The organism is Actinomadura sp. 1N219 (assembly GCF_044326405.1).
In the GTDB taxonomy this organism is placed as follows: domain Bacteria; phylum Actinomycetota; class Actinomycetes; order Streptosporangiales; family Streptosporangiaceae; genus Spirillospora.
Map to the genome: position 1 here is coordinate 41,813 of NZ_JBIRAY010000015.1, position 20,758 is coordinate 62,570.

18 protein-coding genes are annotated in these 20,758 nt (G+C 72.1%); 7 read left to right on the forward strand and 11 right to left on the reverse strand.

All coding sequences use genetic code 11. The annotated features are described in order from the left end of the window. Positions 1-25 precede the first annotated feature (25 nt). From ACH35V_RS34885 to ACH35V_RS34925, 9 genes are all read right to left on the reverse strand, one after another. Complete coding sequence (locus ACH35V_RS34885) at positions 26-1,084, reverse strand: ABC transporter substrate-binding protein (protein WP_395979131.1); 1,059 nt, start codon at positions 1,082-1,084, stop codon at positions 26-28. Positions 1,085-1,140: 56 nt separating this feature from the next. After that, on the reverse strand, positions 1,141-2,157 hold the full coding sequence (locus ACH35V_RS34890; protein ID WP_395979132.1) for an ABC transporter permease: 1,017 nt from the start codon (positions 2,155-2,157) through the stop codon (positions 1,141-1,143). Further along, positions 2,154-3,695 carry a sugar ABC transporter ATP-binding protein gene (locus ACH35V_RS34895; protein WP_395979133.1) on the reverse strand — a complete coding sequence of 514 codons (1,542 nt, stop codon included), beginning with the start codon at positions 3,693-3,695 and terminating at the stop codon, positions 2,154-2,156. The genes ACH35V_RS34890 and ACH35V_RS34895 overlap by 4 nt, the downstream gene beginning before the upstream one ends. A gap of 55 nt (positions 3,696-3,750) precedes the next feature. Beyond that, positions 3,751-4,956, reverse strand: coding sequence for an ROK family protein (locus tag ACH35V_RS34900; RefSeq protein WP_395979134.1), 1,206 nt, complete (start codon positions 4,954-4,956; stop codon positions 3,751-3,753). Between the two features lie 201 nt (positions 4,957-5,157). Continuing rightward, entirely contained in the window at positions 5,158-5,766 is a 609-nt protein-coding gene (locus ACH35V_RS34905) for a GTP-binding protein (protein WP_395979135.1), read from the reverse strand. Then, positions 5,747-6,136, reverse strand: a complete 390-nt coding sequence (locus ACH35V_RS34910; protein ID WP_395979136.1) for a DUF742 domain-containing protein — start codon at positions 6,134-6,136, stop codon at positions 5,747-5,749. The genes ACH35V_RS34905 and ACH35V_RS34910 overlap by 20 nt, the downstream gene beginning before the upstream one ends. A 3-nt stretch (positions 6,137-6,139) precedes the next feature. After that, positions 6,140-6,586: a roadblock/LC7 domain-containing protein gene (locus ACH35V_RS34915; protein ID WP_395979137.1), complete on the reverse strand. Its 447-nt coding sequence runs from the start codon at positions 6,584-6,586 to the stop codon at positions 6,140-6,142. Further along, the gene (locus tag ACH35V_RS34920) at positions 6,583-9,090 is read right to left on the reverse strand and encodes a nitrate- and nitrite sensing domain-containing protein (protein WP_395979242.1); all 2,508 of its coding nucleotides are present in this window, start codon (positions 9,088-9,090) and stop codon (positions 6,583-6,585) included. Before ACH35V_RS34920 ends, ACH35V_RS34915 begins: the two co-directional genes overlap by 4 nt. A gap of 143 nt (positions 9,091-9,233) precedes the next feature. Beyond that, entirely contained in the window at positions 9,234-9,662 is a 429-nt protein-coding gene (locus ACH35V_RS34925) for a roadblock/LC7 domain-containing protein (protein WP_395979138.1), read from the reverse strand. Between the two features lie 360 nt (positions 9,663-10,022). On the opposite strand from ACH35V_RS34925, the gene ACH35V_RS34930 reads away from it, so the two are divergent. After that, positions 10,023-10,865, forward strand: a complete 843-nt coding sequence (locus tag ACH35V_RS34930; protein ID WP_395979139.1) for a sirohydrochlorin chelatase — start codon at positions 10,023-10,025, stop codon at positions 10,863-10,865. A 181-nt stretch (positions 10,866-11,046) separates the two neighbouring features. Here the strand turns inward: ACH35V_RS34930 and ACH35V_RS34935 are convergent, their stop codons facing one another. Together ACH35V_RS34935 and ACH35V_RS34940 are read right to left on the reverse strand one after the other, a co-directional pair. Then, positions 11,047-11,844, reverse strand: coding sequence for an enoyl-CoA hydratase/isomerase family protein (locus tag ACH35V_RS34935; protein ID WP_395979140.1), 798 nt, complete (start codon positions 11,842-11,844; stop codon positions 11,047-11,049). A 4-nt stretch (positions 11,845-11,848) separates the two neighbouring features. Next, on the reverse strand, positions 11,849-12,751 hold the full coding sequence (locus ACH35V_RS34940; RefSeq protein ID WP_395979141.1) for an SDR family oxidoreductase: 903 nt from the start codon (positions 12,749-12,751) through the stop codon (positions 11,849-11,851). 241 nt (positions 12,752-12,992) lie between these two features. On the opposite strand from ACH35V_RS34940, the gene ACH35V_RS34945 reads away from it, so the two are divergent. The 6 genes from ACH35V_RS34945 to ACH35V_RS34970 all read left to right on the forward strand — a co-directional run bounded on the left by ACH35V_RS34945 (position 12,993) and on the right by ACH35V_RS34970 (position 20,753). Beyond that, positions 12,993-14,060 carry a dihydrodipicolinate reductase gene (locus ACH35V_RS34945; protein WP_395979142.1) on the forward strand — a complete coding sequence of 356 codons (1,068 nt, stop codon included), beginning with the start codon at positions 12,993-12,995 and terminating at the stop codon, positions 14,058-14,060. Between the two features lie 26 nt (positions 14,061-14,086). Further along, the gene (locus tag ACH35V_RS34950) at positions 14,087-14,995 is read left to right on the forward strand and encodes a glutathione S-transferase family protein (protein ID WP_395979143.1); all 909 of its coding nucleotides are present in this window, start codon (positions 14,087-14,089) and stop codon (positions 14,993-14,995) included. Between the two features lie 61 nt (positions 14,996-15,056). After that, a complete protein-coding gene (locus ACH35V_RS34955) occupies positions 15,057-15,728 on the forward strand; it encodes an AIM24 family protein (protein WP_131963430.1) in 672 nt (223 codons plus the stop codon). 108 nt (positions 15,729-15,836) lie between these two features. Continuing rightward, positions 15,837-19,547, forward strand: coding sequence for a multifunctional oxoglutarate decarboxylase/oxoglutarate dehydrogenase thiamine pyrophosphate-binding subunit/dihydrolipoyllysine-residue succinyltransferase subunit (locus tag ACH35V_RS34960; protein ID WP_395979144.1), 3,711 nt, complete (start codon positions 15,837-15,839; stop codon positions 19,545-19,547). Positions 19,548-19,644: 97 nt separating this feature from the next. Next, positions 19,645-19,824 carry a DUF6104 family protein gene (locus tag ACH35V_RS34965; protein WP_395979145.1) on the forward strand — a complete coding sequence of 60 codons (180 nt, stop codon included), beginning with the start codon at positions 19,645-19,647 and terminating at the stop codon, positions 19,822-19,824. A 107-nt stretch (positions 19,825-19,931) separates the two neighbouring features. Beyond that, a complete protein-coding gene (locus ACH35V_RS34970) occupies positions 19,932-20,753 on the forward strand; it encodes a DUF4097 family beta strand repeat-containing protein (protein ID WP_395979146.1) in 822 nt (273 codons plus the stop codon). Positions 20,754-20,758 lie beyond the last annotated feature (5 nt).

Consider the following 20,758-nt stretch of genomic DNA (forward strand, 5'->3'; position numbering starts at 1 on the left):
GCGGACGCGCCGGCGCCCCCGCGGCTCAGGACTCGAAACCGAGCGGCATGTAGCGGTCCACGTTGGCCTTCGTGATCGTCTCGGACGCGAGCGTGAGCGACTGCGGCGCCTGCTGCTCGACCAGGTCGGCCATGCCCTTGCCCTGCGCGACCAGCCGGCCCAGCTTGATCGCGGACGCGGCCATCGTCGGCGAGTAGGTGACGGTCGCCTCCAGCACCCCGCCGGCCTTGATCTCGCGCATCGCGTTGGCCGAGCCCGCGCCGCCGACCATGAAGAACTCCTTGCGGCCCGACTGCTTGATCGCGGCGAGCACGCCGACGCCCTGGTCGTCGTCGTGGTTCCACAGCGCGTCGATCTTCTTGTGCGCGCGCAGCAGGTTGGAGGCGACCTGGTTGCCGGACTCGACGGTGAACTTCGCGTCCTGCTTCGCGGTGACGGAGAAGCCGTAGGACTTCAGCGCGTCCGCGAAGCCCTTGCTGCGGTCCTGCGTCAGCGGCAGCGTCGCGATGCCCTGGATCTCCACGATCACCGGGTCCGAGACGCCCTTGTCCTTCAGCTTCTTGCCGACGTAGTGCCCGGCGGAGACGCCCATGCCGTAGTTGTCGCCGCCGATCCACGTCCGGTAGGACAGCTTGTCGGGGAAGACGCGGTCGAGGTTGACGACCGGGATGCCGGCGTCCATCGCCTTGCGCGCGACCTGGTTGAGCTGCTCGCCGTCGTTCGGCAGGATCACCAGCGCGCCGACCTTCGCGCGGATCAGCGACTCGACGGCGGAGATCTGCTGGTTGATGTCGTTGGTCGGCTCCACCGGCTTGAACGTGACGTCCGGGTACTTCTTGGCCTGCGCCTCGGCGTTCTTGGCGATCGCCGCGATCCAGCCGTGGTCGGCGGCGGGCGCGGAGAACCCGAGCGTCACCTGCTTGCCCGGCTTGTCGTTGTCGCCGCCGAGCGTGCCGGCCTGCGCGGCGGGCGCCGGGTCGTCCTCGCTGTTGCTCGTGCAGGCCGCGGCGAGGGTGCCGGCCGCGACGACGGCGCCGCCGAACAGCACGCCTCTGCGGGACGGACGAGATGTGTGATCGCTCATGACGTGCTCCTGGTCATGGGGTGGACGTCGAGGGGTGGACGGGGTGGTCGGGCTGGTCAGGCGGGCGCGCGGAGCCCGCGGCGTTGCAGCAGCACGGCGATCACGATGATCACGCCTTTGGCGATGAGCTGGTCGCTGGTCTGCAGGCCGTTGAGGATGAACAGGTTGGTGATGAGGGTGAAGATCAGCACGCCGAGGATGGACCCGGCGATGGTGCCGCGCCCGCCGGTCAGCAGCGTCCCGCCGATGATGACGGCGGCGATCGCGTCCAGCTCGTACAGCTCGCCGTGGGTGCTGGAGCCGGTGGTGGTCAGCGCCATGATGATGATCGCGGCGATGCCGCAGCAGAACCCGGACAGCGCGTACAGCAGCAGCGTGTGCCGGCGGACGTCGATGCCCGCGAGCCGCGCCGCCTCCCGGTTCCCGCCGACCGCGAACGTCCGGCGGCCGAACGTGGTGCGGTTGAGCAGCAGCCACCCGGCGACGGCGACGGCCGCGAAGATGTACACCAGCAGCGGCAGCCCGATGAGCTTCGTCGTGGACAGCGCCTCGATCGCGTCGTTCTCCGGGCGGATCAGCTGGGTCTTGCGGTCCGACATCCGCTGCGCGAGGCCCCGCGCGGCGACGAGCATCGCGAGCGTGGCGATGAACGGGACCATCCGCCCGTAGGAGATCAGCAGCCCGGTCACGACGCCCGACCCGGTGCCGACGAGGATCGCGCACATCGCCATGACCGCCGGGCCGTACGACTGCGTCGCGAGGGTCGTGGCCCACACCGACGCCAGCGCCATGACCGACCCGACCGACAGGTCGATCCCGCCGCCGATGATCACGAAGGTCTGGCCGACGCTGATCACGCCGATGGTGGCGGCGAGCACGAGGACGCCGACCGCGTTCCCGGTCGTCGCGAAGTTCTCCGGCTCGGTGATCAGCCCGGCCGCGCAGAGCAGCACCAGCGCCGCGACCAGCCCGAGGTGCCGGATCTCGCCGACGCCGGCCGGCCCGCCGTTCCCGACCTTCTTCGTCAGGGAGACCAGGGTGCCGTCGCGCTCGTTCAGACCCGCCTTGGTCACAGGGCGCTCCCTTCCATGATCATGTTGAGCACGGCGGCCTCGTCGAGGTCGCGGGCGTCGCCGGTGTGCACGACCCGCCCGTCGCGGACGACGAGGACCCGGTCGGCGAGCCCGAGCACCTCGGGGACCTCGCTGGACACCAGCAGCACCCCGATGCCCCGTCCGGCCAGGTCGTGGATCAGCGCGTACAGCTCGGCGCGGGCGCCGACGTCGACGCCGCGGGTCGGCTCGTCCAGGATCAGCAGCCGCAGCCCGGTCCCGTCCTTTTCGGCGGCGCCCAGCAGCCAGCGGGCGAGGACGACCTTCTGCTGGTTGCCGCCCGACAGCGTCACGACGGGACGTCCCGGGTCGGGCGGGCGGATGTCGAGCGCCTCGATCTGGCGGCGCACGTCGGCGAGCTCGCGGCGGCGGCTGAGCCAGCCGAACGACGCGTACCGGGACAGCGCGGCGACGCTGACGTTCCCCGCGACGCTGTCGTCCGGCATCAGCGCCTGGCTCTTGCGCTCCTCCGGCGCCATGCCCATGCCGCGCCGCACCGCCGCGCCCGTGTCGCCGGGACGCACCGGACGCCCGTCGACGAGCACCCGCCCCCGGGCCGGTCGCCGCGCCCCGTAGACGGTCTCCAGGATCTCCGAGCGCCCGGACCCGACGAGCCCCGCGAGCCCGACGATCTCGCCCGCGCGGACGGTGAACGACACGTCCTCGAACGATCCCGGCAGCGTCAGGTCCTCGACGCGGAGGATCTCCGGACGGTCGCCGCGCGGCTTTTCGGAACGTTCCGGGAAGACGTACTCGACGTCGCGTCCCGTCATCAGCGACACGATCTCGCCGGTGGACGTGGTGCGCGCGGGCAGCCCGACCGCGACGGCCCGGCCGTCCTTGAGGACGGTCACCCGGTCGCCGATCTGGCGGATCTCCTCCAGCCGGTGCGAGATGTAGACGACCGCGACGCCCGCGCCGGTCAGCTCCCGGATGATGCGGAACAGGTTGTCGACCTCGTCGTGCGCGAGCGCGGCGGACGGCTCGTCCATCACGATGAGGCGCGCGTCGTGCGACAGCGCGCGGGCCATGCTGACGACCTGCTTGCCCGCCGCGGGCAGCCGCCCGACCTCGCGGCGCGGCGGGATCTCGGCGTGCCCGAGCCGGCCGAGCAGCTCGCGCGCCGCCCGCTCGGCGTCGCCGCGCCGGGTGAACCCGAACCTCGCCTTCTCGTGGCCGAGGAAGACGTTCTCCGCGACCGACAGGCCGTCCACCAGGTCCAGCTCCTGGTAGATGGTCGCGATGCCCGCCCGCATCGCGGCGGTCGGCCCGGCGAGCCGCACCGGCGCGCCCGCGAAGACGATCTCGCCCGCGTCCGGCTGGTGCGCGCCGGCGAGCACCTTGATGAGCGTCGACTTGCCGGCGCCGTTCTGGCCGAGCAGGCAGTGCACCTCGCCGGGGCGCACGTCGAGGTCGACGCCGTCCAGCGCGCGGACGCCGGGGAACTGCTTGACGATGCCGCGCATCACCAGCAGCGGTTCGGGTTCGGACGAGCCCATCGGGCCTCCTCGGGGGCGGGAGCCGATAAGGGAACGGGGTCGGGGTTGGGTTGTGTCAGGCGGCGGAGAAGGAGAAGACGTGGTCGCTGATGAGCCGGGCGCCGCCGACGACGCCGGCGGTCCCGGCGAGCTCGGACAGCACGATCGGGAGGTTGCCGGTCGCGAGCGGCGCGGACCGGCGGTAGACGACGCTGCGGATCTCGGCGAGCAGCGCGTGGCCGAGCCCGGCGACGCCGCCCGCGATGATGACGAGGCCCGGGTTGAAGAAGCTGACGAGCCCGGCGAGGACCTGCCCGACGTGCCGGCCGCCCTCCCGGATGAGCCGCACGGCGACCGGGTCGCCCGCCGCGGCGGCCTCGCCGACGTGCCCGGCGGTCAGCTCCCCGTGGGTCTGCAGCAGCGCGGCGAGCTGCGGCGACTCCCCCGAGGCCGCGGCCGCGGCGGCGTCCCGCGCGAGCGCCGCGCCGCCGAAGAACGCCTCCAGGCAGCCCGCGTTGCCGCAGGCGCAGGTCGGGCTCTTGTCAGACTGGGCGCCGTCCACGCGGATGTGGCCGATGTCGCCGGCGCTGCCGGACACGCCGCGGTAGATGGCGCCGTCCACGACGATGCCGCAGCCGATCCCGGTGCCGATCTTGACGAGCAGGAAGTCGTCCACCGCGCGGGCGACCCCGGCGTGCAGCTCGCCGAGCGCCATCAGGTTCACGTCGTTGTCGACCAGCACCGGGCAGCCGAGCTCCTGGCCGATCGCGTCCCGGATCGGGAAGCGGTCCCAGCCGGGCATGATCGGCGGCACGACCGGCATGCCGTCCCGGAAGCTGACCGGCCCGGGGACGCCGATGCCGGTGCCGTGCACCTGCGGGATGAGGCCCTCGTCGCGCAGCTTGCCGAGCAGGTCCAGGGCCCGGTCGAGGACGACGGTCGCGCCCTGCCGCACGTCGCACTGCTCGGCGACGTGCCCGAGAACCTCCAGCTGGCCGTCGGTGACGGCGACGTCGATCGAGGTGGCGCCGATGTCGAACGCGACGAACCGCAGCCGCGGCGACAGCCGGACGATCCCGGACCGCCGCCCGCCCCGGGACGCCGCCAGCCCCGCGCCCTCCACCAGCCCGAGCTCGACGAGCCGGTCCAGCTCCACGGCCAGCTTCGACCGCGACAGCCTGACGACGTCGCCCAGCTCGGCGCGCGAGCGCGGGCCCTCGTCGCGCAGCAGCCGCAGCAGCCGTGCCTGATGCACGTTCTGCGGACGAGCCGACATGCGCATCACGCCGTCCTCTCCTGGCCGGGCCCCGAGTCGCAGGGCTTGGCGAGAAGGTAACCGGCTTTCGCCGCCCTGAGAAGACCTTTCTTCTAGATCATCTCAACTTTTTCCAGCCAGAGGACAAAGATCAGCGTGCAACGGCCCCCGCGGCACTGCCGCGGGGGCCGTCGGGCCGTTCGGTCGTTCGGTCGCCGTTCGGCGGCGCTAGTAGCTGATCGTCGCCTGGCGGCTGCTCATCGTGCGCATGATGTGCTCGACGAGCGTGATGAGCACCTGCTTGGCGTCCTCGCGGTCGCGCGCGTCGCAGGAGATCACCGGGATGTCGGGCGACAGGTCCAGGGCGTCGCGGACCTGGTCGGCGGTGTGCCGCCCCGGCCCGTCGAACCGGTTCACGCCGATGATGAACGGCAGCCCGCGCCGCTCGAAGTAGTCCACGGAGGCGAAGCAGTCGGCCAGGCGCCGGGTGTCCACCAGGACGACGGCGCCGAGCGCACCCTTGGCCAACTCGTCCCACATGAACCAGAACCGGTCCTGGCCGGGCGTCCCGAACACGAACAGCACGAGGCCGTTCGGCAGGGTGATCCGCCCGAAGTCCATCGCCACGGTCGTCGTCGTCTTGGCGGCGACGGCGGTGGTGTCGTCGATCCCGATGCTCTTCTCGGTCATCGCCTCCTCGGTGCGCAGCGGGCGGATCTCGCTGACCGCGCTGACCAGGGTGGTCTTGCCGACGCCGAAACCACCGGCCACGAGGATCTTCACCGTCAGCGCGGAGTCGCCCTGTGAGGCGTCCGCGTCAGAGCGCACGGATTCCATCGATCACTTCCTTGAGTACGCGCTCGCTGGGGAACTGCGCCACCGGCGCGGGTCGCCGGACCTGAATCAGCGAGCGGTCGAGCAGATCGCCGAGCAGGACACGGACGACCCCGAGGGGGAGTTCCAGATCCGACGCTATCTCGGCGACCGACAGCGGTGTGCGGCAAAGCTCCAAGATCATGTGATGTTCCGGCGCCCACGGCGCCGCCGAAGGGGGGTCGTCCGCGGGTTCCGGCCCGGCCACGGCGGCGATCAGGGCGACGAGGTCGAACTCGTCGCCCTGGTAGTGCGTGCGGCCTCCGGTGAGCGCGTAGGGCCTGACCACCGGGCCCGCCGCGTCCTCGTCCTCGTACCAGGCGGCGTCCCCCATGCCTCACCCCCCGCCCGGCTCGGCGGCGGCCCGCGGGTCCGCCGACAGGTGCTGCCCGACGCGGGCGACGAGCATCGCCATCTCGTAGGCGATGATCCCGAGGTCGGCGTCGGCGGCGGCGAGCACGGCGAGGCACGCGCCGTGCCCGGCGGCGGTGACGAACAGGAACGACGACTCCATCTCCACGATCGTCTGCCGGACGGGCCCGCCGCCGAACGACTCCCCGGCCCCGCGCGCGAGGCTCTGGAAGCTGGCGGCCACGGCGGCCAGGTGGTCGGACGACTCGCGGGCCAGCCCGCTCGACGCCGCCATCCGCAGCCCGTCGCTGGACAGCACCACCGCGTTCTGCACCGCGTCCACCCGCTGGACGAGGCTGTCCAGCAGCCAGTCCAGCTCGCCGCCGGCCCTGCCGTTCGGGACGTCCGCGCCGGAGTACTGGGCCTCTGTCATGGGGTGTCGTCCTCCTGGTCGCCTGGTCTCCGCTCCTGCTCGCCCGGTTTCCCTGCCGGCTCGGCGCCGGCCGCGTCCTGCCTGCCGCGCTGCCAGCCGCGCTGCATGGCGGACATCATCGATCGCATCGCCTCGGGCGAGCGCTCCGTGGACTCGTCCCCGCTCCCGTCCGGCGCCTTGCCCGGCGCGGGGGGCGCGTCCATCGGCACGGGCGCGGACAGCGGCATGGCGGGCTCGGCGGGCACCGGCTCGGCGGGCGCCGCCGGCTCGGGCTTCGCCGGGGCGGGCGGCGGGACGGGCGGAGCGGCGGGCGAGGCCTGGCCCTTGGCCGCCAGGCGCTCGTCGACCCGCCGTTTGAGCTGCGGCGCGAGATGCTGCTGCCGCCGCCGCTTGGGCAGCTCGCCCTTCTTCGGCGGAGCCGCCGGCTCCGCTTCCGGTTCAGATTCGTCTTGGGGTTGAGCCTCGGTGTCCGCCTCGGGCTCGGCGGCCAGCCGGACGGCGCCGCCGGTCACCGACAGGTCGGCCTCCCGGTTCGGCAGCTCCGGCATCGGCCCGGTCAGCCGGCGCGCCACCGGTTCCTGCTCGGCGTCCTCCACGATCAGCGTCCCGGGGATCAGCGCGACCGCGGTCGTCCCCCCGTACGGGGACGGGCGCAGCGTGACCGTGATCTCGTGCCGCTCCGCCAGCCGCGCCACGACGAACAGCCCGAGCTGGGCGCTGTCGGCCGGGTCGAACTCCGGCGGGCTGGCGAGCCGCTCGTTGGCGGCGCGCATCGCCTCCTCGGTCATGCCGAGGCCGCGGTCCTCGACCTCGATCGCGAACCCGTTGGCGACGGCCTGGCCGCTGACCCGCACCGGCGACTGCGGCGGCGAGAACGTCGTGGCGTTCTCGACCACCTCGGCGAGCAGGTGGATGACGTCGGAGACGGCGGAGCCGCGCAGCGCGATCCGCGGCAGCGGCTGCACCCGGACGCGCGGGTAGTCCTCGACCTCGGCGACGGCGCCGCGGACCACGTCCACCAGCGGGACGGGGCGCCGCCAGCCGCGCCCGGCCGTCTTCCCGGCGAGGATGACCAGGCCCTCCGCGTGCCGCCGCATGCGGGTCGCGAGATGGTCGAGGCGGAACAGGTCCGACAGCTCGGACGGGTCCTCGGTGCGGCGCTCCATCGTGTCGAGCAGCCCGAGCTGGCGGTGCAGCAGCGCCTGGTTGCGGCGGGCGAGGTTGACGAACACCTCGCTGATCCCGCGCCGGGCCGCGACCTCGCCCTCGGTGGCCAGCACGACGGCGTCGCGGGCGCGGTCGAACGACTCGGCGATCTGCCGGATCTCGTCGATGCGGTAGCCGTCCTCCGGCGCCGGCTCGGGCTCCGGATGCCGCCCTGCGGCGATCTCCTTGCCGAGCCCGGGGAGCCGTTCGCGGGTGAAGGACACGACGCCGGCGGTGAGCGTCCGGCATTCGCGCAGCAGCCGCCGCGAGACGCGGGTCGCGATGAGGGACGACAACACGATCGCGAGCAGCCCGAGGCCGCCCGCCAGCCCGAGCCGCAGGAACGTGCCGACGGCGATGCCCCGGGCGTCCTCGACGGCGTCGGCGAGCATCCGCTCCGCGAAGTCCTCCATGCGGTCGATGACGGCGCCGGCGGCGTTCCGCCAGGCGTCCGCGTCGACGGCCTGGGCACGCTCGCCGAGCGCGGCGGACCGCCCCGTCCTTGCCCGCGCCTCGGCGCCGCCGATGACCTGGTCCTCGAGCCGCTGGAGCCGGACGTACTCCGGCGACGCGGTGAGCTGCCCGAACAGGTCGCGGTGCGCGGTCGACAGGCTCGACACGTTGTCGCCGTGCAGGTACCGCTGGGCCCCGACGAGCTGCGCGAACCGGCCGCGCTCGGCGGCGGTGATGTGCCCGGCGGCGAGCGCGCCGGTCAGCAGCGCGTCCTCGCGGGCCAGGAACTCGCGGGCGCGGCCGAACGCGGCGAAGGTGCGGGCCTTGGCGGTGATGGACCCCTCGCCCGGCGTGATCGCCTGGTGCACGGCGAAGCACGCGTCGATGACCTCGTCGTACCCGCGCAGCATCTGGGTGCGGTCGGCGGAGCCCGCGTCCACGCCGCGGCGGACGGCGTGGAGGGTGTCGAGCTTGGTCACCAGGCCGTCGATCCGCGTGACGAGTCCGGGCCGGAGCGTTCCGCGCAGGTCCCCGTCCCGGCTGCCGGCGCGGACCTCCCCGGCCGCCTTGTCGGCGTCCTGCCTGCTCGCCGCCTTCGCGCCCGCGTCCACCGGACGGCCCCCGCCGAGCTCGGCGGCCGACAGCCGCCGCTCCTCCTGAAGCGCCTCGATGAGCCGGAGCGTGGGCAGCATCGTCTTCTGCTGGAACTGGCGGCTCTGCAGGAGCACGTTCGCGTCGCCGTACGTGACGCCCGTGATGAACGCCCACAGCGAGACCAGCGCGAGCAGCGGGACGAGGACCAGAAGCGTGATCCTCGACCGGATGGAGGAGAGGCGAGGAACCATCACGGCCTCGGCGTCCGGGACGGCATACGGGGAAACCTCCCGATGCGTGGGGGTACGGGGGTGTGCGGGAGCCTACTACGTCGGGGCTTCCCGGCGGTCGGGCAACGGTGCGGCGGCCGTCCGCTCGTGCGCGTACGGCCAGGTCAGGACATTCCGAGGCGCTCGCCGCCGACCTGCGTCCCGAACCTCGGGCTCGCCTGCATGTGCCGTCCGGCGCGCTTGATCAGGACGGCCATCTCGTAGGCGACGAGTCCCGCGTCGGCCTCCGCGTCGGCCAGGACAGCGAGGCACGTGCCGTCGCCGGCGGCGGACACGAACAGCAGCAGGGCGTCCATCTCGATGATGCTCTGCCGGACGTTCCCGCCCGCGAAGTGCCGGCCCGCGCCGCGCGCGAGGCTCTGCAGGCCGGACGCCAGCGCGGACAGGTGCTCCGCGTCCTCGCGGCCGAGCTCGCCGGACGCGGCGACCGCCAGCCCGTCCCGGGACAGGATCACCGCCTGCCGCACGGCCGGCACCCGCCGCGCGAAGTCGTTGAGCAGCCAGTTCAGCTCACCGGTCACGGTGTCGTGCATCTTCGGGCTCCCTCGTCCCCCCGCGTCCGGCGCGAAGGGTCCCTGGATCATAAAGGTGACCTGCGACGGGACCGCAACCGCTTTGGCCCCATTCATGCGCATTGCCGCCATTCCCGCGACCGGCCGCGATGACCGCGCCGTACCGGGATGCCCGAACCGGACGCAAGAAGATAGCGGCATATTAGGACAATTTGCTTCATTTCCCCCTGTTGTCCGAGGCCATTGCGCCATACTCTGCTTCTTCACCCACCACTTCGCCTCGCGGCCGGCACCGGAAGGAGAAGCACGATTCACTCAGGCAACGACGGCGGCCGGGACGGGAGGCCGACCTCCTGGCCGGAGGGCGTTACGATGCCCGCCGTGAGTCCCGAAAGCCAGGCATCCGAGGCACTGCCGTCGCGACGGCGCCGCGCCCCGCGCGGCGGCCGGCACCGCGGCGACGAATCGTTCCTGCTTCCCCCCGGATCCCCCACGCTGGTCCTGGCCGTCCCCGGCCCCGCGCGGCGGGCCGGCGCCGAGCCCGCCCTCGAGCTGGCCCGGCTCGTCGAGATCGAGCACACCGGCCAGCCCGCCCGCGTCGCCTACCTGGAAGGCGACGAGGCGAACCTGCACACCGTCCTCGCCGGCCTGCACCGCGACCCGGACGAGCTCGCGGCGGTCGTCGTGCCGATGTCCACCGGCCCCGACCCGGCCATGGACGCGGCCCTGCGGCACGCCGTCGCGGCCGCCCCGGCGAACGCCGTCGCCGCCGAGCCGCTCGGCCCGCACCCCCTCATCGCCGAGGCCCTGCACGACCGGCTCGCCGACGGCGGCCTCGCCCGCGCCGACCGGATCAGGCTGATGACGATGGTGACCGCCGCGTCCGGCGTCATCGTCGCCACGCCGGGCGACGCCACGGCCGTCCGGCAGGCCGAGGTCACCGGCGTGCTGCTCGCCTCCCGCCTCGCCGCGCCCGTCTTCACCGCCTCGCTGAACGACGACGCGTCCGTCAAGGCCGCCGCCGAGCAGCTGCGCGCGGCGGGCGCCACGTCCATCGCGCTGGCCCCGCACCTGATCGGCCCGGAGCCGGACGCCGCCCGGGTGGCGGCCGCCGCCGCCACCGTCGGCTGCCCCCACTCCGCCCCCCTCGGCCCCCATCCGGCCCTGGCCCGCCTCGCCGCCCTCCGCTACGTCGAGGCCCTCTCCTTGGCCTTGGCTGACTAGCCCAGGGGGGCGACCCCCTGGAACCCCCGTCACGAGCCGGTCGATCCTCACGCCACGGTGCAGGTCCTCCGTGACCGTGCGGGTCTGTGACCGTGGCGCTGCGGTCGCCCGGCTCGGCGGGCCGTGCGACCTCCGGCGCTGGGGCGCCTCCGGCCGCACGACCCGTGACCCGGCTGGGCTTCTAGCGGTTCTTGAAGTCTGGGGGGCGTTTCTGGAGGGTGGCGGTCATGCCTTCGGTCAGGTCCTCGGTGAAGAAGGCGAGGGTCTGGACGGCGGTCTCCGCCATCAGCTGGCGGCGCAGGCCCGGTGCGTCCAGGGACGCGTTGAGCAGCTCTTTCGTGCGGCGCAGGCCGTAGGGGGACTTGGTGAGGAGCTCGTCGGCCAGGGCGTGCGCGGCGTCCAGGTCCGCGCCCTCGGGGGTGATCTCCGTGATGAGGCCGAGGGCGTCGGCGCGAGTCACGTCCAGGCGCTGGGCGCGGTAGGAGATCTCCGCGGCTCTGGCCGGGCCGACGAGGCGGGGCAGCAGCCAGGACAGGCCGCAGTCGCCCGCGGACAGGCCGAGGTCGACGAACGGCAGCACGAAGCGGGTGGTCGGGTCGGCGACCCGCAGGTCGCAGGCGAGCGCCCACGCGGCGCCGAGGCCCGCGACCGGGCCGTGCAGCGCCGCGATCACCGGCTGCGGGATCTCCCGCAGCCGCGCGGTGACCTCGCCGCCGGCGGCGATGCCGCGGTGGAGCCGCTGGACGCGGCCCTCGGCGCTCTCACCGGACGGGTCGCCGCCCTGGATGTCCATGCCCGAGCAGAAGGCGCGGCCCTCGCCGGTGAGGACGACGACCTGGGTGTCCGGGTCGCGCATCAGCGCGTTGAGGACGTCCAGCAGTTCCTCCGCCAGGGCGGCGTCGACGGCGTTCAGTCGCTCCGGACGGGACAGGGCGATCGCGAGCACCCCGTCCCGCCGGTCCAGCGTGATCCCGCTCAACGGCTCAGGAGCCGAGCTGCTGGATCAGCGGGCCCATCTGCTCCATCGCGTTCTTGTGCACGGTCATCGGCGCGTCGGCGCTGATCGCCGCCCAGTTGTCGCGGACGTCCTCGACCGACAGCGTCTCGTTCTGCCCGTAGCCGGGGCCCTCGGTGACGAAGATCTTCGCGATGCGGCCGCCGCCGACCGTGTAGACCTCGCCGGAGTCCTGGTTGGACTCGTGGACGAGGTAGGCGACGAGCGGCGTGACCTGCTCGACGCCCAGCCTGTCGGCGAAGTCGGCGGGCAGCAGGTCCTCGGTCATCCGGGTCCAGGCGACCGGCGCGATCGCGTTGGCCTTGATGTCGTACTTGGCGCCCTCGTGGGCGAGCGTCTTGGTGAACCCGACCAGGCCCATCTTGGCGGTGGCGTAGTTGGCCTGGCCGAAGTTGCCGAACAGGCCCGCCGGGGACGAGGTGTTCACGATCCGCCCGTAGCCGTTCTCGCGCAGGTGCGGCCACGCGGCGCTGGAGACGAGGAACGAGCCGCGCAGGTGGACGGCGATGACCGCGTCCCACTCGTCCGGGGTCATGTTCTTGAACGACCGGTCGCGCAGGATGCCCGCGTTATTGATCAGGATGTCGATCTTGCCGAAGGCGTCCAGCGCGGTCCGCACGATCGACTCCGCGCCCTCGGGGGTCGCGACGTTTCCGGGGTTCGCGACGGCCTCGCCGCCGTTCTTCGCGATCTCGTCCGCGACCTCCTGGGCGGGGCCGGCGGACGCGCCGGTGCCGGACCGGTCGCCGCCGAGGTCGTTGACGACGACCTTGGCGCCGCGCGCGGCGAGCTCCAGCGCGTGCCGCCGGCCGAGGCCGTGGCCCGCCCCGGTCACGACCGCCACCCGGCCGTCGTAGCGCAGTTCCGACATCTCAGTCTCCTCACATGCACCGAACGGGCACCGACTCTCCCCAGGTAACCATCCTGGGGTTACCCAGTGGTACCACTGAACCGAATCCCGCTCGGCCGCAGCCCCCAGTTTCGTCCGCCATCTGGACGTCACTTCACTACTGCGTACGATGGACCTTGGTAGGAAAGTTGCACGGAATGCCGCTTTTCGCCCGTTGCTGGGCGTAGTCTCCTCGCGAGGAGCAACGGAGGTCCCCGTACCGATGAGCCCCGCCGGCGCGTTCTCACCGAACCCCCGCCCGTACCGCGTCGTGCAATGGGCGACGGGCACGCTCGGACGCTGCGTGATCAGGGGCGTCCTCGACCGGCCCGACATGGAGCTGGCCGGCGCCTGGGCGCACGCCCCGGCCAAGGCGGGCGTCGACGTCGGGACGCTCGCCGGCCGCGACCCCGCCGGCGTCGCCGCCACCGGCGACGTGCAGGACGTCCTCGACCTGGACGCCGACTGCGTCGTCTACGCCCCGACCCCCGCGCTCGACCGGTACGCCGAGCTGGACCTGATCTGCTCGCTGCTGTCGTCCGGCAAGAACGTGATCTGCACCAACGGCTACGTCTACCCGCAGGCGCACGGCCCGCAGCTCGCGAACGAGCTGGAGCAGGCGTGCAAGCGGGGCGGCGTGTCCGTGCACGGCAGCGGGATCAGCAACGGGTTCATGGCGGACGTGATGCCGCTGGTGCTGTCGCGGCTGTCCCGGCAGATCACGCACGTCTACGCCCGCGAGTGCTCCGACTTCTCCCGGCATCCGTCCTGGCAGATGGTCCACCACACGGTCGGCTTCGGGAAGGACGAGGACGCCTACCTGCGCGCCCTGCGGCCCAACCGGACCGCGATGCGGGCGCTGTTCGCCGAGAGCCTGCACCTGGTCGCCGCCGGGCTCGGCGCCGACCTGGACGAGATCGACGTGGACGTCGAGCACCGCCTCGCCCGCACCGACCTCGCCACCGCCGCCGGGCCGGTCCCGCGCGGCACGGTCGCCGCGGCCCGCTGGACGTTCAGCGGCATCGCCGCCGGACGGCCCGTGATCACGGTCGAGATCGTGCACAAGGCGGACGCCGCCCGGATGCCCGACGAGTGGGGCCGCCCGGGTTACTCGCTGCGCGTGAACGGCCGCCCGCCGCTGACGCTGACGGCCGACGAGAACTGGGTGTCCGACCCGATCTCCGCCGCGGCCGCGCACGTGCTCAACTCCGTCCCGGCGGTCTGCGCGGCCCCGCCCGGCATCCGCACCCACCTGGACCTGCCGATGATCTGCGGCCGCATGCGCATCTGAGAGAGCACACGGAAGGGAGCGGAGCGATGACCGCACAGGAGGTCGAGAGCGGACGGTTCGTCCGGCAGGCGAACCGGTTCACGGAACGGATCACCGCGGCCGGGGCCGGCGGTCTCAGGGCCGAGCCCGGCCGGTACCGGCTGTTCGTGTCGTACGCGTGCCCGTGGGCGCAGCGCAGCATGATCGTCCGGCGGCTGCTGGGCCTGGAGGACGTGATCGGCCTCGCCGTCGTGGACCCGATCCGGGACGAGCGCGGCTGGCGGATCCCCGGCCGCGACCCCGTCACCGGCGCGGAGTTCCTCTCCGAGCTGTACCTGCACAGCGACCCGTCGTTCAAGGGCCGCTACACCGTCCCCTGCATCTGGGACACCGCGACGAAGCGGCTGGTCACCAACGACTTCCCGGACATCACCACGATGATGGAGACGGAATTCACGGCGTACCACAAGCCCGGCGCCCCGGACCTGTACCCGGAGGCTCTCCGTCCCGAGATCGACGAGCTGAACGGCGTCGTCTACACGAACGTCAACAACGGCGTCTACAAGGCCGGGTTCGCCACCGCCCAGGCCGCCTACGACGAAGCCGTCGACGCCCTCTTCAAGACCCTCGACGACCTAGAGGCAGGCCTCGCCGGCCGGCGCTACCTGTTCGGCGACCAGATCACCGAGGCCGACGTCCGCCTCTACACCACGCTCGCCCGCTTCGACGCCGTCTACTACTCGCACTTCAAGTGCAACCTGCGGCGGCTGGTCGACTACCCGAACCTGTGGGCCTACGCCCGCGACCTGTACTCGGTTCCCGCCTTCGGCGACACCACGGACTTCGACCACATCAAGCGCCATTACTACGTGACGCAGCGCAACATCAACCCGTCCGGCGTCGTCCCCAAGGGACCCCTCCTGGACTGGACGGCCCCCCACAACCGGGAACGTTGACCTCATCCCCTCGTTATGCTGGCGGTTCTCCAGTAATCCGCACGAGAGGCACGACCCGACCATGCGCAGCCAATTCTTCGGAAACCTCGACCAGGGCCAGCAGCTTCCCGGCCACTTCGCGCTCCAGAACTCCAAGATGCTCCGGATCCACCTCAACGGGGACGTCCTGGCCCGGCAGGGGTCCATGGTCGCCTTCCAGGGGCAGATGGAGTTCGACTACGAGGGCTCCGGCGGCATCGGCAAGTTCATGAAGAAGGCGCTGACCGGCGAGGGCGTGCCGCTGATGCGCGTCAAGGGCCAGGGCCTGCTGTTCTGTGCGAACGACGCCGACGACATCCACCTGTTCTACCTGGAGAACGAGGGGATGACCGTCAACGGCAAGAACATCCTCGCCTACGACTCGCATCTGCAGTCGGACATCCAGCGCGTCCAGGGCGCGGGGATCGCGGCGGGCGGGCTGTTCAACACCACCCTCACCGGCACCGGCTGGGTCGCCCTCACCACCCACGGCACGCCCGTCATGCTCGACTGCGGCCGCGCCCCCACCTTCGCCGACGGCCAGTCGGCCGTGGCGTGGAGCACCAGCCTCCAGGTCGGCGTCAACCGCACCTTCAAGGCGGGCGCCCTCATCGGACGCGGCAGCGGCGAGGCCATGCAGCTGGCGTACCAGGGCCAGGGCTTCGTGCTCATCCAGGCCAGCGAGGGCCCGACCGTCGCGCCCCACACGCACTGACCCGGCGGCCAGGTCGGCCCAGGGGCACGCCCCCCTGGGCTGACACTGCAGTAGCCTTGATTCGTCTCAGAACTTACCTGCGAGCTGCGGAAGAGGGCGATCTCCGCCGTGTCGACAGAGTCGTCGCAATCTAGTGCCGACCCAAAGATGACCGACTTCGGTGCCAACGAGTGGCTGGTCGACGAGCTGTACCAGAAGTACCTCGAAGATCCGAACTCGGTTGACGAGGCCTGGTGGAACTTCTTCGCGGACTACCAGCCGGACAGCCGGCCGACGTCCGCGACCCCCGCGTCCCCCCAGGCGCCTGCCGACGGCGCGGCCGTGAAGGCCGCGAACGGCACGGCGGCCGCTCCGCCGACACCGCAGCAGCCCGTGCAGCCCCCGAAGGCCCCCGCCGGGCAGGCGCCGAAGCCGGCGCCGCAGCAGAAGCCCGCTCCCCCGCCGGCGCCCGAGGGCGCCGAGGAGGTCCGGCTGCGCGGGGTCGCGGCGCGGACGGCGTCCAACATGGAGGCCAGCCTGGGCGTGCCGACGGCGACGAGCGTGCGCGCCGTCCCGGCGAAGCTGCTGATCGACAACCGCATCGTGATCAACAACCATCTGAAGCGCGGGCGCGGCGGCAAGGTCTCGTTCACGCATCTGATCGGCTACGCGATCGTCAAGGCGCTCGCGGCGATGCCGGCGATGAACGCGGCGTTCACCGAGGTCGACGGCAAGCCGGTGCTGGTCAGGCCCGAGCACGTGAACTTCGGGCTGGCGATCGACCTGCAGAAGAGCGACGGGTCGCGGCAGCTGGTGGTGCCGAGCATCAAGGCCGCCGAGACGCTCGACTTCCGCCAGTACTGGGCCGCCTATGAGGAGATCGTCCGCAAGGCCCGCGGCGGGAAGCTGACGCTTGAGGACTTCCAGGGCACGACGATCAGCCTGACGAACCCGGGCACGATCGGGACCGTCCACTCGGTGCCGCGGCTGATGCCCGGCCAGGGGACGATCATCGGCGTCGGCGCGATGGAGTTCCCGGCGGAGTTCGCGGGCGCGTCCAGCGACACCCTGGCCCGCATGGGGATCAGCAAGGTGATGACGCTGACCTCCACCTACGACCACCGGATCATCCAGGGCGCGCAGTCGGGCGACTTCCTGCGCCGCATCCACGAGCTGCTGCTCGGCTCCGACGGCTTCTACGACGAGATCTTCGAGGCGCTGCGGATCCCGTACGAGCCGGTGCGCTGGGTGAAGGACATCTCCGCCACCCACGAGGACGACGTCGCCAAGGTCGCGCGCGTCCACGAGCTGATCCACGCCTACCGGGTCCGCGGCCACCTGATGGCCGACACCGACCCCCTCGAGTACAAGCAGCGCCGGCACCCCGACCTGGACATCCTCAAGCACGGCCTCACCCTGTGGGACCTGGAGCGCGAGTTCGCGACCGGCGGGTTCGGCGGCAAGCCGACGATGCAGCTGCGGGACATCCTCGGCGTGCTGCGGATGGCGTACTGCCGGACGGTCGGCATCGAGTACATGCACATGCAGGACCCGGAGGAGCGCGCCTGGATCCAGGAGCGCGTGGAGGTCCCGCACGACAAGCCGTCCCGCGAGGAGCAGCTGCACGTGCTGCGCCGGCTGAACAGCGCGGAGGCGTTCGAGACGTTCCTGCAGACGAAGTTCGTCGGGCAGAAGCGGTTCTCGCTGGAGGGCGGCGAGTCGGTCATCCCGCTGCTCGACTCGGTGATCTCGGCGGCGGCCAAGGACAGCCTGGACGAGGTCGTCATCGGCATGGCGCACCGCGGCCGGCTGAACGTGCTGGCCAACATCGTCGGCAAGTCCTACGGGCAGATCTTCGGCGAGTTCGAGGGCAACCTGGACCCGCGCTCCGCGCAGGGCTCGGGCGATGTGAAGTACCACCTGGGCGCGGCGGGCGACTTCGTCGCCGACGACGGCTCCAAGATCCACTGTGAGCTGGTCGCGAACCCCTCGCACCTGGAGACGGTCGACCCGGTGCTGGAGGGCGTCGTCCGCGCCAAGCAGGACCTGCTGGACGTCGGCGAGGCCGGGTTCAGCGTGCTGCCGATCCTGGTGCACGGCGACGCCGCGTTCGCCGGGCAGGGCGTGGTCGCCGAGACGCTGAACCTGTCGCAGCTGCGCGGCTACCGCACCGGCGGCACCGTGCACGTGATCATCAACAACCAGGTGGGGTTCACCACCGCGCCGGAGTACTCGCGGTCCAGCGTCTACTCCACCGACGTGGCCCGGATGATCCAGGCGCCGATCTTCCACGTGAACGGCGACGACCCGGAGGCGTGCGCGCGGGTGGCGCGGCTGGCGTTCGAGTACCGGCAGACGTTCAAGAAGGACGTCGTCATCGACATGGTCTGCTACCGGCGGCGCGGCCACAACGAGGGCGAGAACCCCTCGTTCACGCAGCCGCTGATGTACGACCTGATCGACGCGAAGCGGTCGGTGCGCAAGCTGTACACCGAGGCGCTGATCGGCCGCGGCGACATCACCGTCGAGGAGGCCGAGCAGGCGCTGCGCGACTACCAGGAGCAGCTGGAGCGCGCCTTCACCGAGACCCGCGAGGCGGTGAAGCGGCCGCAGGAGCCGGGCTCGGTGGTCAAGCCGGACGTCGAGGAGCGCATCCCGATCGACCACGGCAGCGCGGGGTCGGCGATCCCGGCCGAGACCGTCAAGCGGATCATCGAGTCGCAGGTCAGCCTGCCGGAGGGCTTCACCCCGCACCCGCGGCTCCAGCCGATCCTGCAGCGCCGCGCGCAGATGATCGAGGACGACGCGATCGACTGGGCGACCGGCGAGCTGCTGGCGTTCGGCTCGCTGCTGATCGACGGCCACCCGGTGCGGCTCGTCGGCCAGGACACCCGGCGCGGGACGTTCGGCCAGCGGCACGCCGTCCTGGTCGACCGCAAGACCGGTGAGGAGTACACGCCGCTCAAGCAGTTCGGGCAGGGCGTGTCGAAGTTCTACGTCCACGACTCGCTGCTCAGCGAGTACGCGGCGATGGGCTTCGAGTACGGCTACTCGATGACGCGTCCGGACGCGCTGGTGTGCTGGGAGGCCCAGTTCGGCGACTTCGCCAACGGCGCCCAGTCGATCGTGGACGAGTACATCTCCTCCGGCGAGCAGAAGTGGGGCCAGCATTCGGGGGTCGTGCTGCTGCTGCCGCACGGCTACGAGGGGCAGGGGCCCGACCACTCGTCCGCGCGGATCGAGCGCTACCTGCAGCTGTGCGCGCAGGACAACATGACCGTCGTCTACCCGACGACCCCGGCGAACTACTTCCACCTGCTGCGCTGGCAGGTGCTGTCGGGGCGGCACAAGCCGCTGGTGGTGTTCACGCCGAAGGTGCTGCTGCGGCTGAAGGCGGCCGCGTCCCCGGTCGAGAAGATCACCGGCGGCGCGTTCCAGCCGGTCATCCCCGAGGTGAACCCGGCGATCGACCCGGCGGGCGTGCGGCGCGTGCTGCTCACCACCGGCAAGATCTACTACGAGGTGGTGAAGGCCCGCGACGCCGCGGACGCGACCGACACGGCGGTCGTCCGGGTCGAGCGGCTCTACCCGCCGCCGGTGGACGAGATCAAGGCGGAGCTGGCGAAGTACCCGTCCGGCGTCGAGGTCGTGTTCGTGCAGGACGAGCCCGCGAACATGGGCGCCTGGCCGTTCATGGCGCTGAAGCTGCCGCACCACGTCGACGGGCTGAAGCTGTCGCGGGTGTCGCGTCCGGCGTCCTCGTCCCCGGCGGTGGGCTCGGCGAAGCTGCACCAGGCCGAGCAGGAGGCCCTGCTGGCCAGGCTCTTCGAGCCCAAGTAAACGGGTCGGACTCTGGGGCTCCGGTGCGCGGCGCCGGAGCCCTCGGCGTCCCGGCCGAACCAGTACGGCCGAATCGGCACGAGAGAGAAACCAGGCAATGTACTTCACCGATCGGGGCATCGAGGAGCTGGCGGACCGGCGCGGCGCGGAGGAGGTCAGCCTGGCGTGGCTGGCGGAGCGGCTGCGCGAGTTCGTCGACCTGAACCCCGAGTTCGAGACGTCCGTCGAACGGCTCGCCACCTGGCTGGCCCGGCTGGACGAGGAAGAGGACGGGTAGCGGCCGGGCCGGAAGGCCGGGACTCGAACGCGATACATCTTGACTTTCCAGAGACGCGACATATCGTGTTTACTGGATGGAGGCCGTTCGGACGAAGGGCGAACGCGATGTCGCGCTGGACGATCGACGAACCGACCACCCTCGACTTCGACGGCGTGGTCGCGCTGCGGGCCACGCTGATCGCCGGGACCGTCTCGGTGCTCGCCTCCGCCGAGCGCCCGTCCATCATGATCGGCGACGTCGAGGGCCCGCCGCTGGTGGTCACCCACGAGGCGGGCATGCTGACCGTCACCCACGAGAACCTGTGGGAGGGCGTGCTGAGCTGGCTGCGCACCCAGCGGTGCCGCGCCGCCGTCACGGTGACCGTCCCGCGCGACTGCCCGGTCTCCCTCAACCTCGTCTCGGCGGACGCCGTCGTCACCGGCACGACGTCCCGCACGTCCATCAAGAGCGCCTCCGGCGACGTGACCCTCGACGGGGTCGTGGGCGCGGTCGACGCCAACACCGTCTCCGGCGCGATCGAGGCGCAGGGCCTGGACGGGACGGTCTCGTTCACCTCCGTCTCCGGCGACCTGTCCGTGGCGGGCGGCTCCGTCGCCCGGCTGGCGGCGCGGACCGTCAGCGGCCGCGTCGCCGCCGACGTGAGCCTGGACGGCGACGCCCGGGTGGACGTCAACACCGTCTCCGGCGAGGTGGCGCTGCGCATCCCGTACTCGGCCGGCGCGCACGTCACGCTGAGCTCGGCCGCCGGGCCGCTGAACACGACGTTCCCCGAGCTCACCGAGCAGGACGGGCTCCTCGGGCGCACCCGGTCCGGCAAGATCGGGAACGGCTCGGGACGGCTGAAGGTCAACACCGTGTCCGGCGCCGTCACCCTCGTCGGACGCGACGACGAGCCCGAGATCACCACCCCGCGAATGGAGAAGTGAGGACC

Bases quoted from the DNA above. Each gene is read 5' to 3' on its own strand.
- ACH35V_RS34885 (WP_395979131.1), bottom strand. From the start codon at position 1,084: ATGAGCGATCACACATCTCGTCCGTCCCGCAGAGGCGTGCTGTTCGGC.
- ACH35V_RS34895 (WP_395979133.1), bottom strand. From the start codon at position 3,695: ATGGGCTCGTCCGAACCCGAACCGCTGCTGGTGATGCGCGGCATCGTC.
- ACH35V_RS34900 (WP_395979134.1), bottom strand. From the start codon at position 4,956: ATGCGCATGTCGGCTCGTCCGCAGAACGTGCATCAGGCACGGCTGCTG.
- ACH35V_RS34905 (WP_395979135.1), bottom strand. From the start codon at position 5,766: ATGGAATCCGTGCGCTCTGACGCGGACGCCTCACAGGGCGACTCCGCG.
- ACH35V_RS34910 (WP_395979136.1), bottom strand. From the start codon at position 6,136: ATGGGGGACGCCGCCTGGTACGAGGACGAGGACGCGGCGGGCCCGGTG.
- ACH35V_RS34915 (WP_395979137.1), bottom strand. From the start codon at position 6,586: ATGACAGAGGCCCAGTACTCCGGCGCGGACGTCCCGAACGGCAGGGCC.
- ACH35V_RS34920 (WP_395979242.1), bottom strand. From the start codon at position 9,090: ATGGTTCCTCGCCTCTCCTCCATCCGGTCGAGGATCACGCTTCTGGTC.
- ACH35V_RS34925 (WP_395979138.1), bottom strand. From the start codon at position 9,662: ATGCACGACACCGTGACCGGTGAGCTGAACTGGCTGCTCAACGACTTC.
- ACH35V_RS34940 (WP_395979141.1), bottom strand. From the start codon at position 12,751: ATGTCGGAACTGCGCTACGACGGCCGGGTGGCGGTCGTGACCGGGGCG.
- ACH35V_RS34945 (WP_395979142.1), top strand. From the start codon at position 12,993: ATGAGCCCCGCCGGCGCGTTCTCACCGAACCCCCGCCCGTACCGCGTC.
- ACH35V_RS34950 (WP_395979143.1), top strand. From the start codon at position 14,087: ATGACCGCACAGGAGGTCGAGAGCGGACGGTTCGTCCGGCAGGCGAAC.
- ACH35V_RS34955 (WP_131963430.1), top strand. From the start codon at position 15,057: ATGCGCAGCCAATTCTTCGGAAACCTCGACCAGGGCCAGCAGCTTCCC.
- ACH35V_RS34965 (WP_395979145.1), top strand. From the start codon at position 19,645: ATGTACTTCACCGATCGGGGCATCGAGGAGCTGGCGGACCGGCGCGGC.
- ACH35V_RS34970 (WP_395979146.1), top strand. From the start codon at position 19,932: ATGTCGCGCTGGACGATCGACGAACCGACCACCCTCGACTTCGACGGC.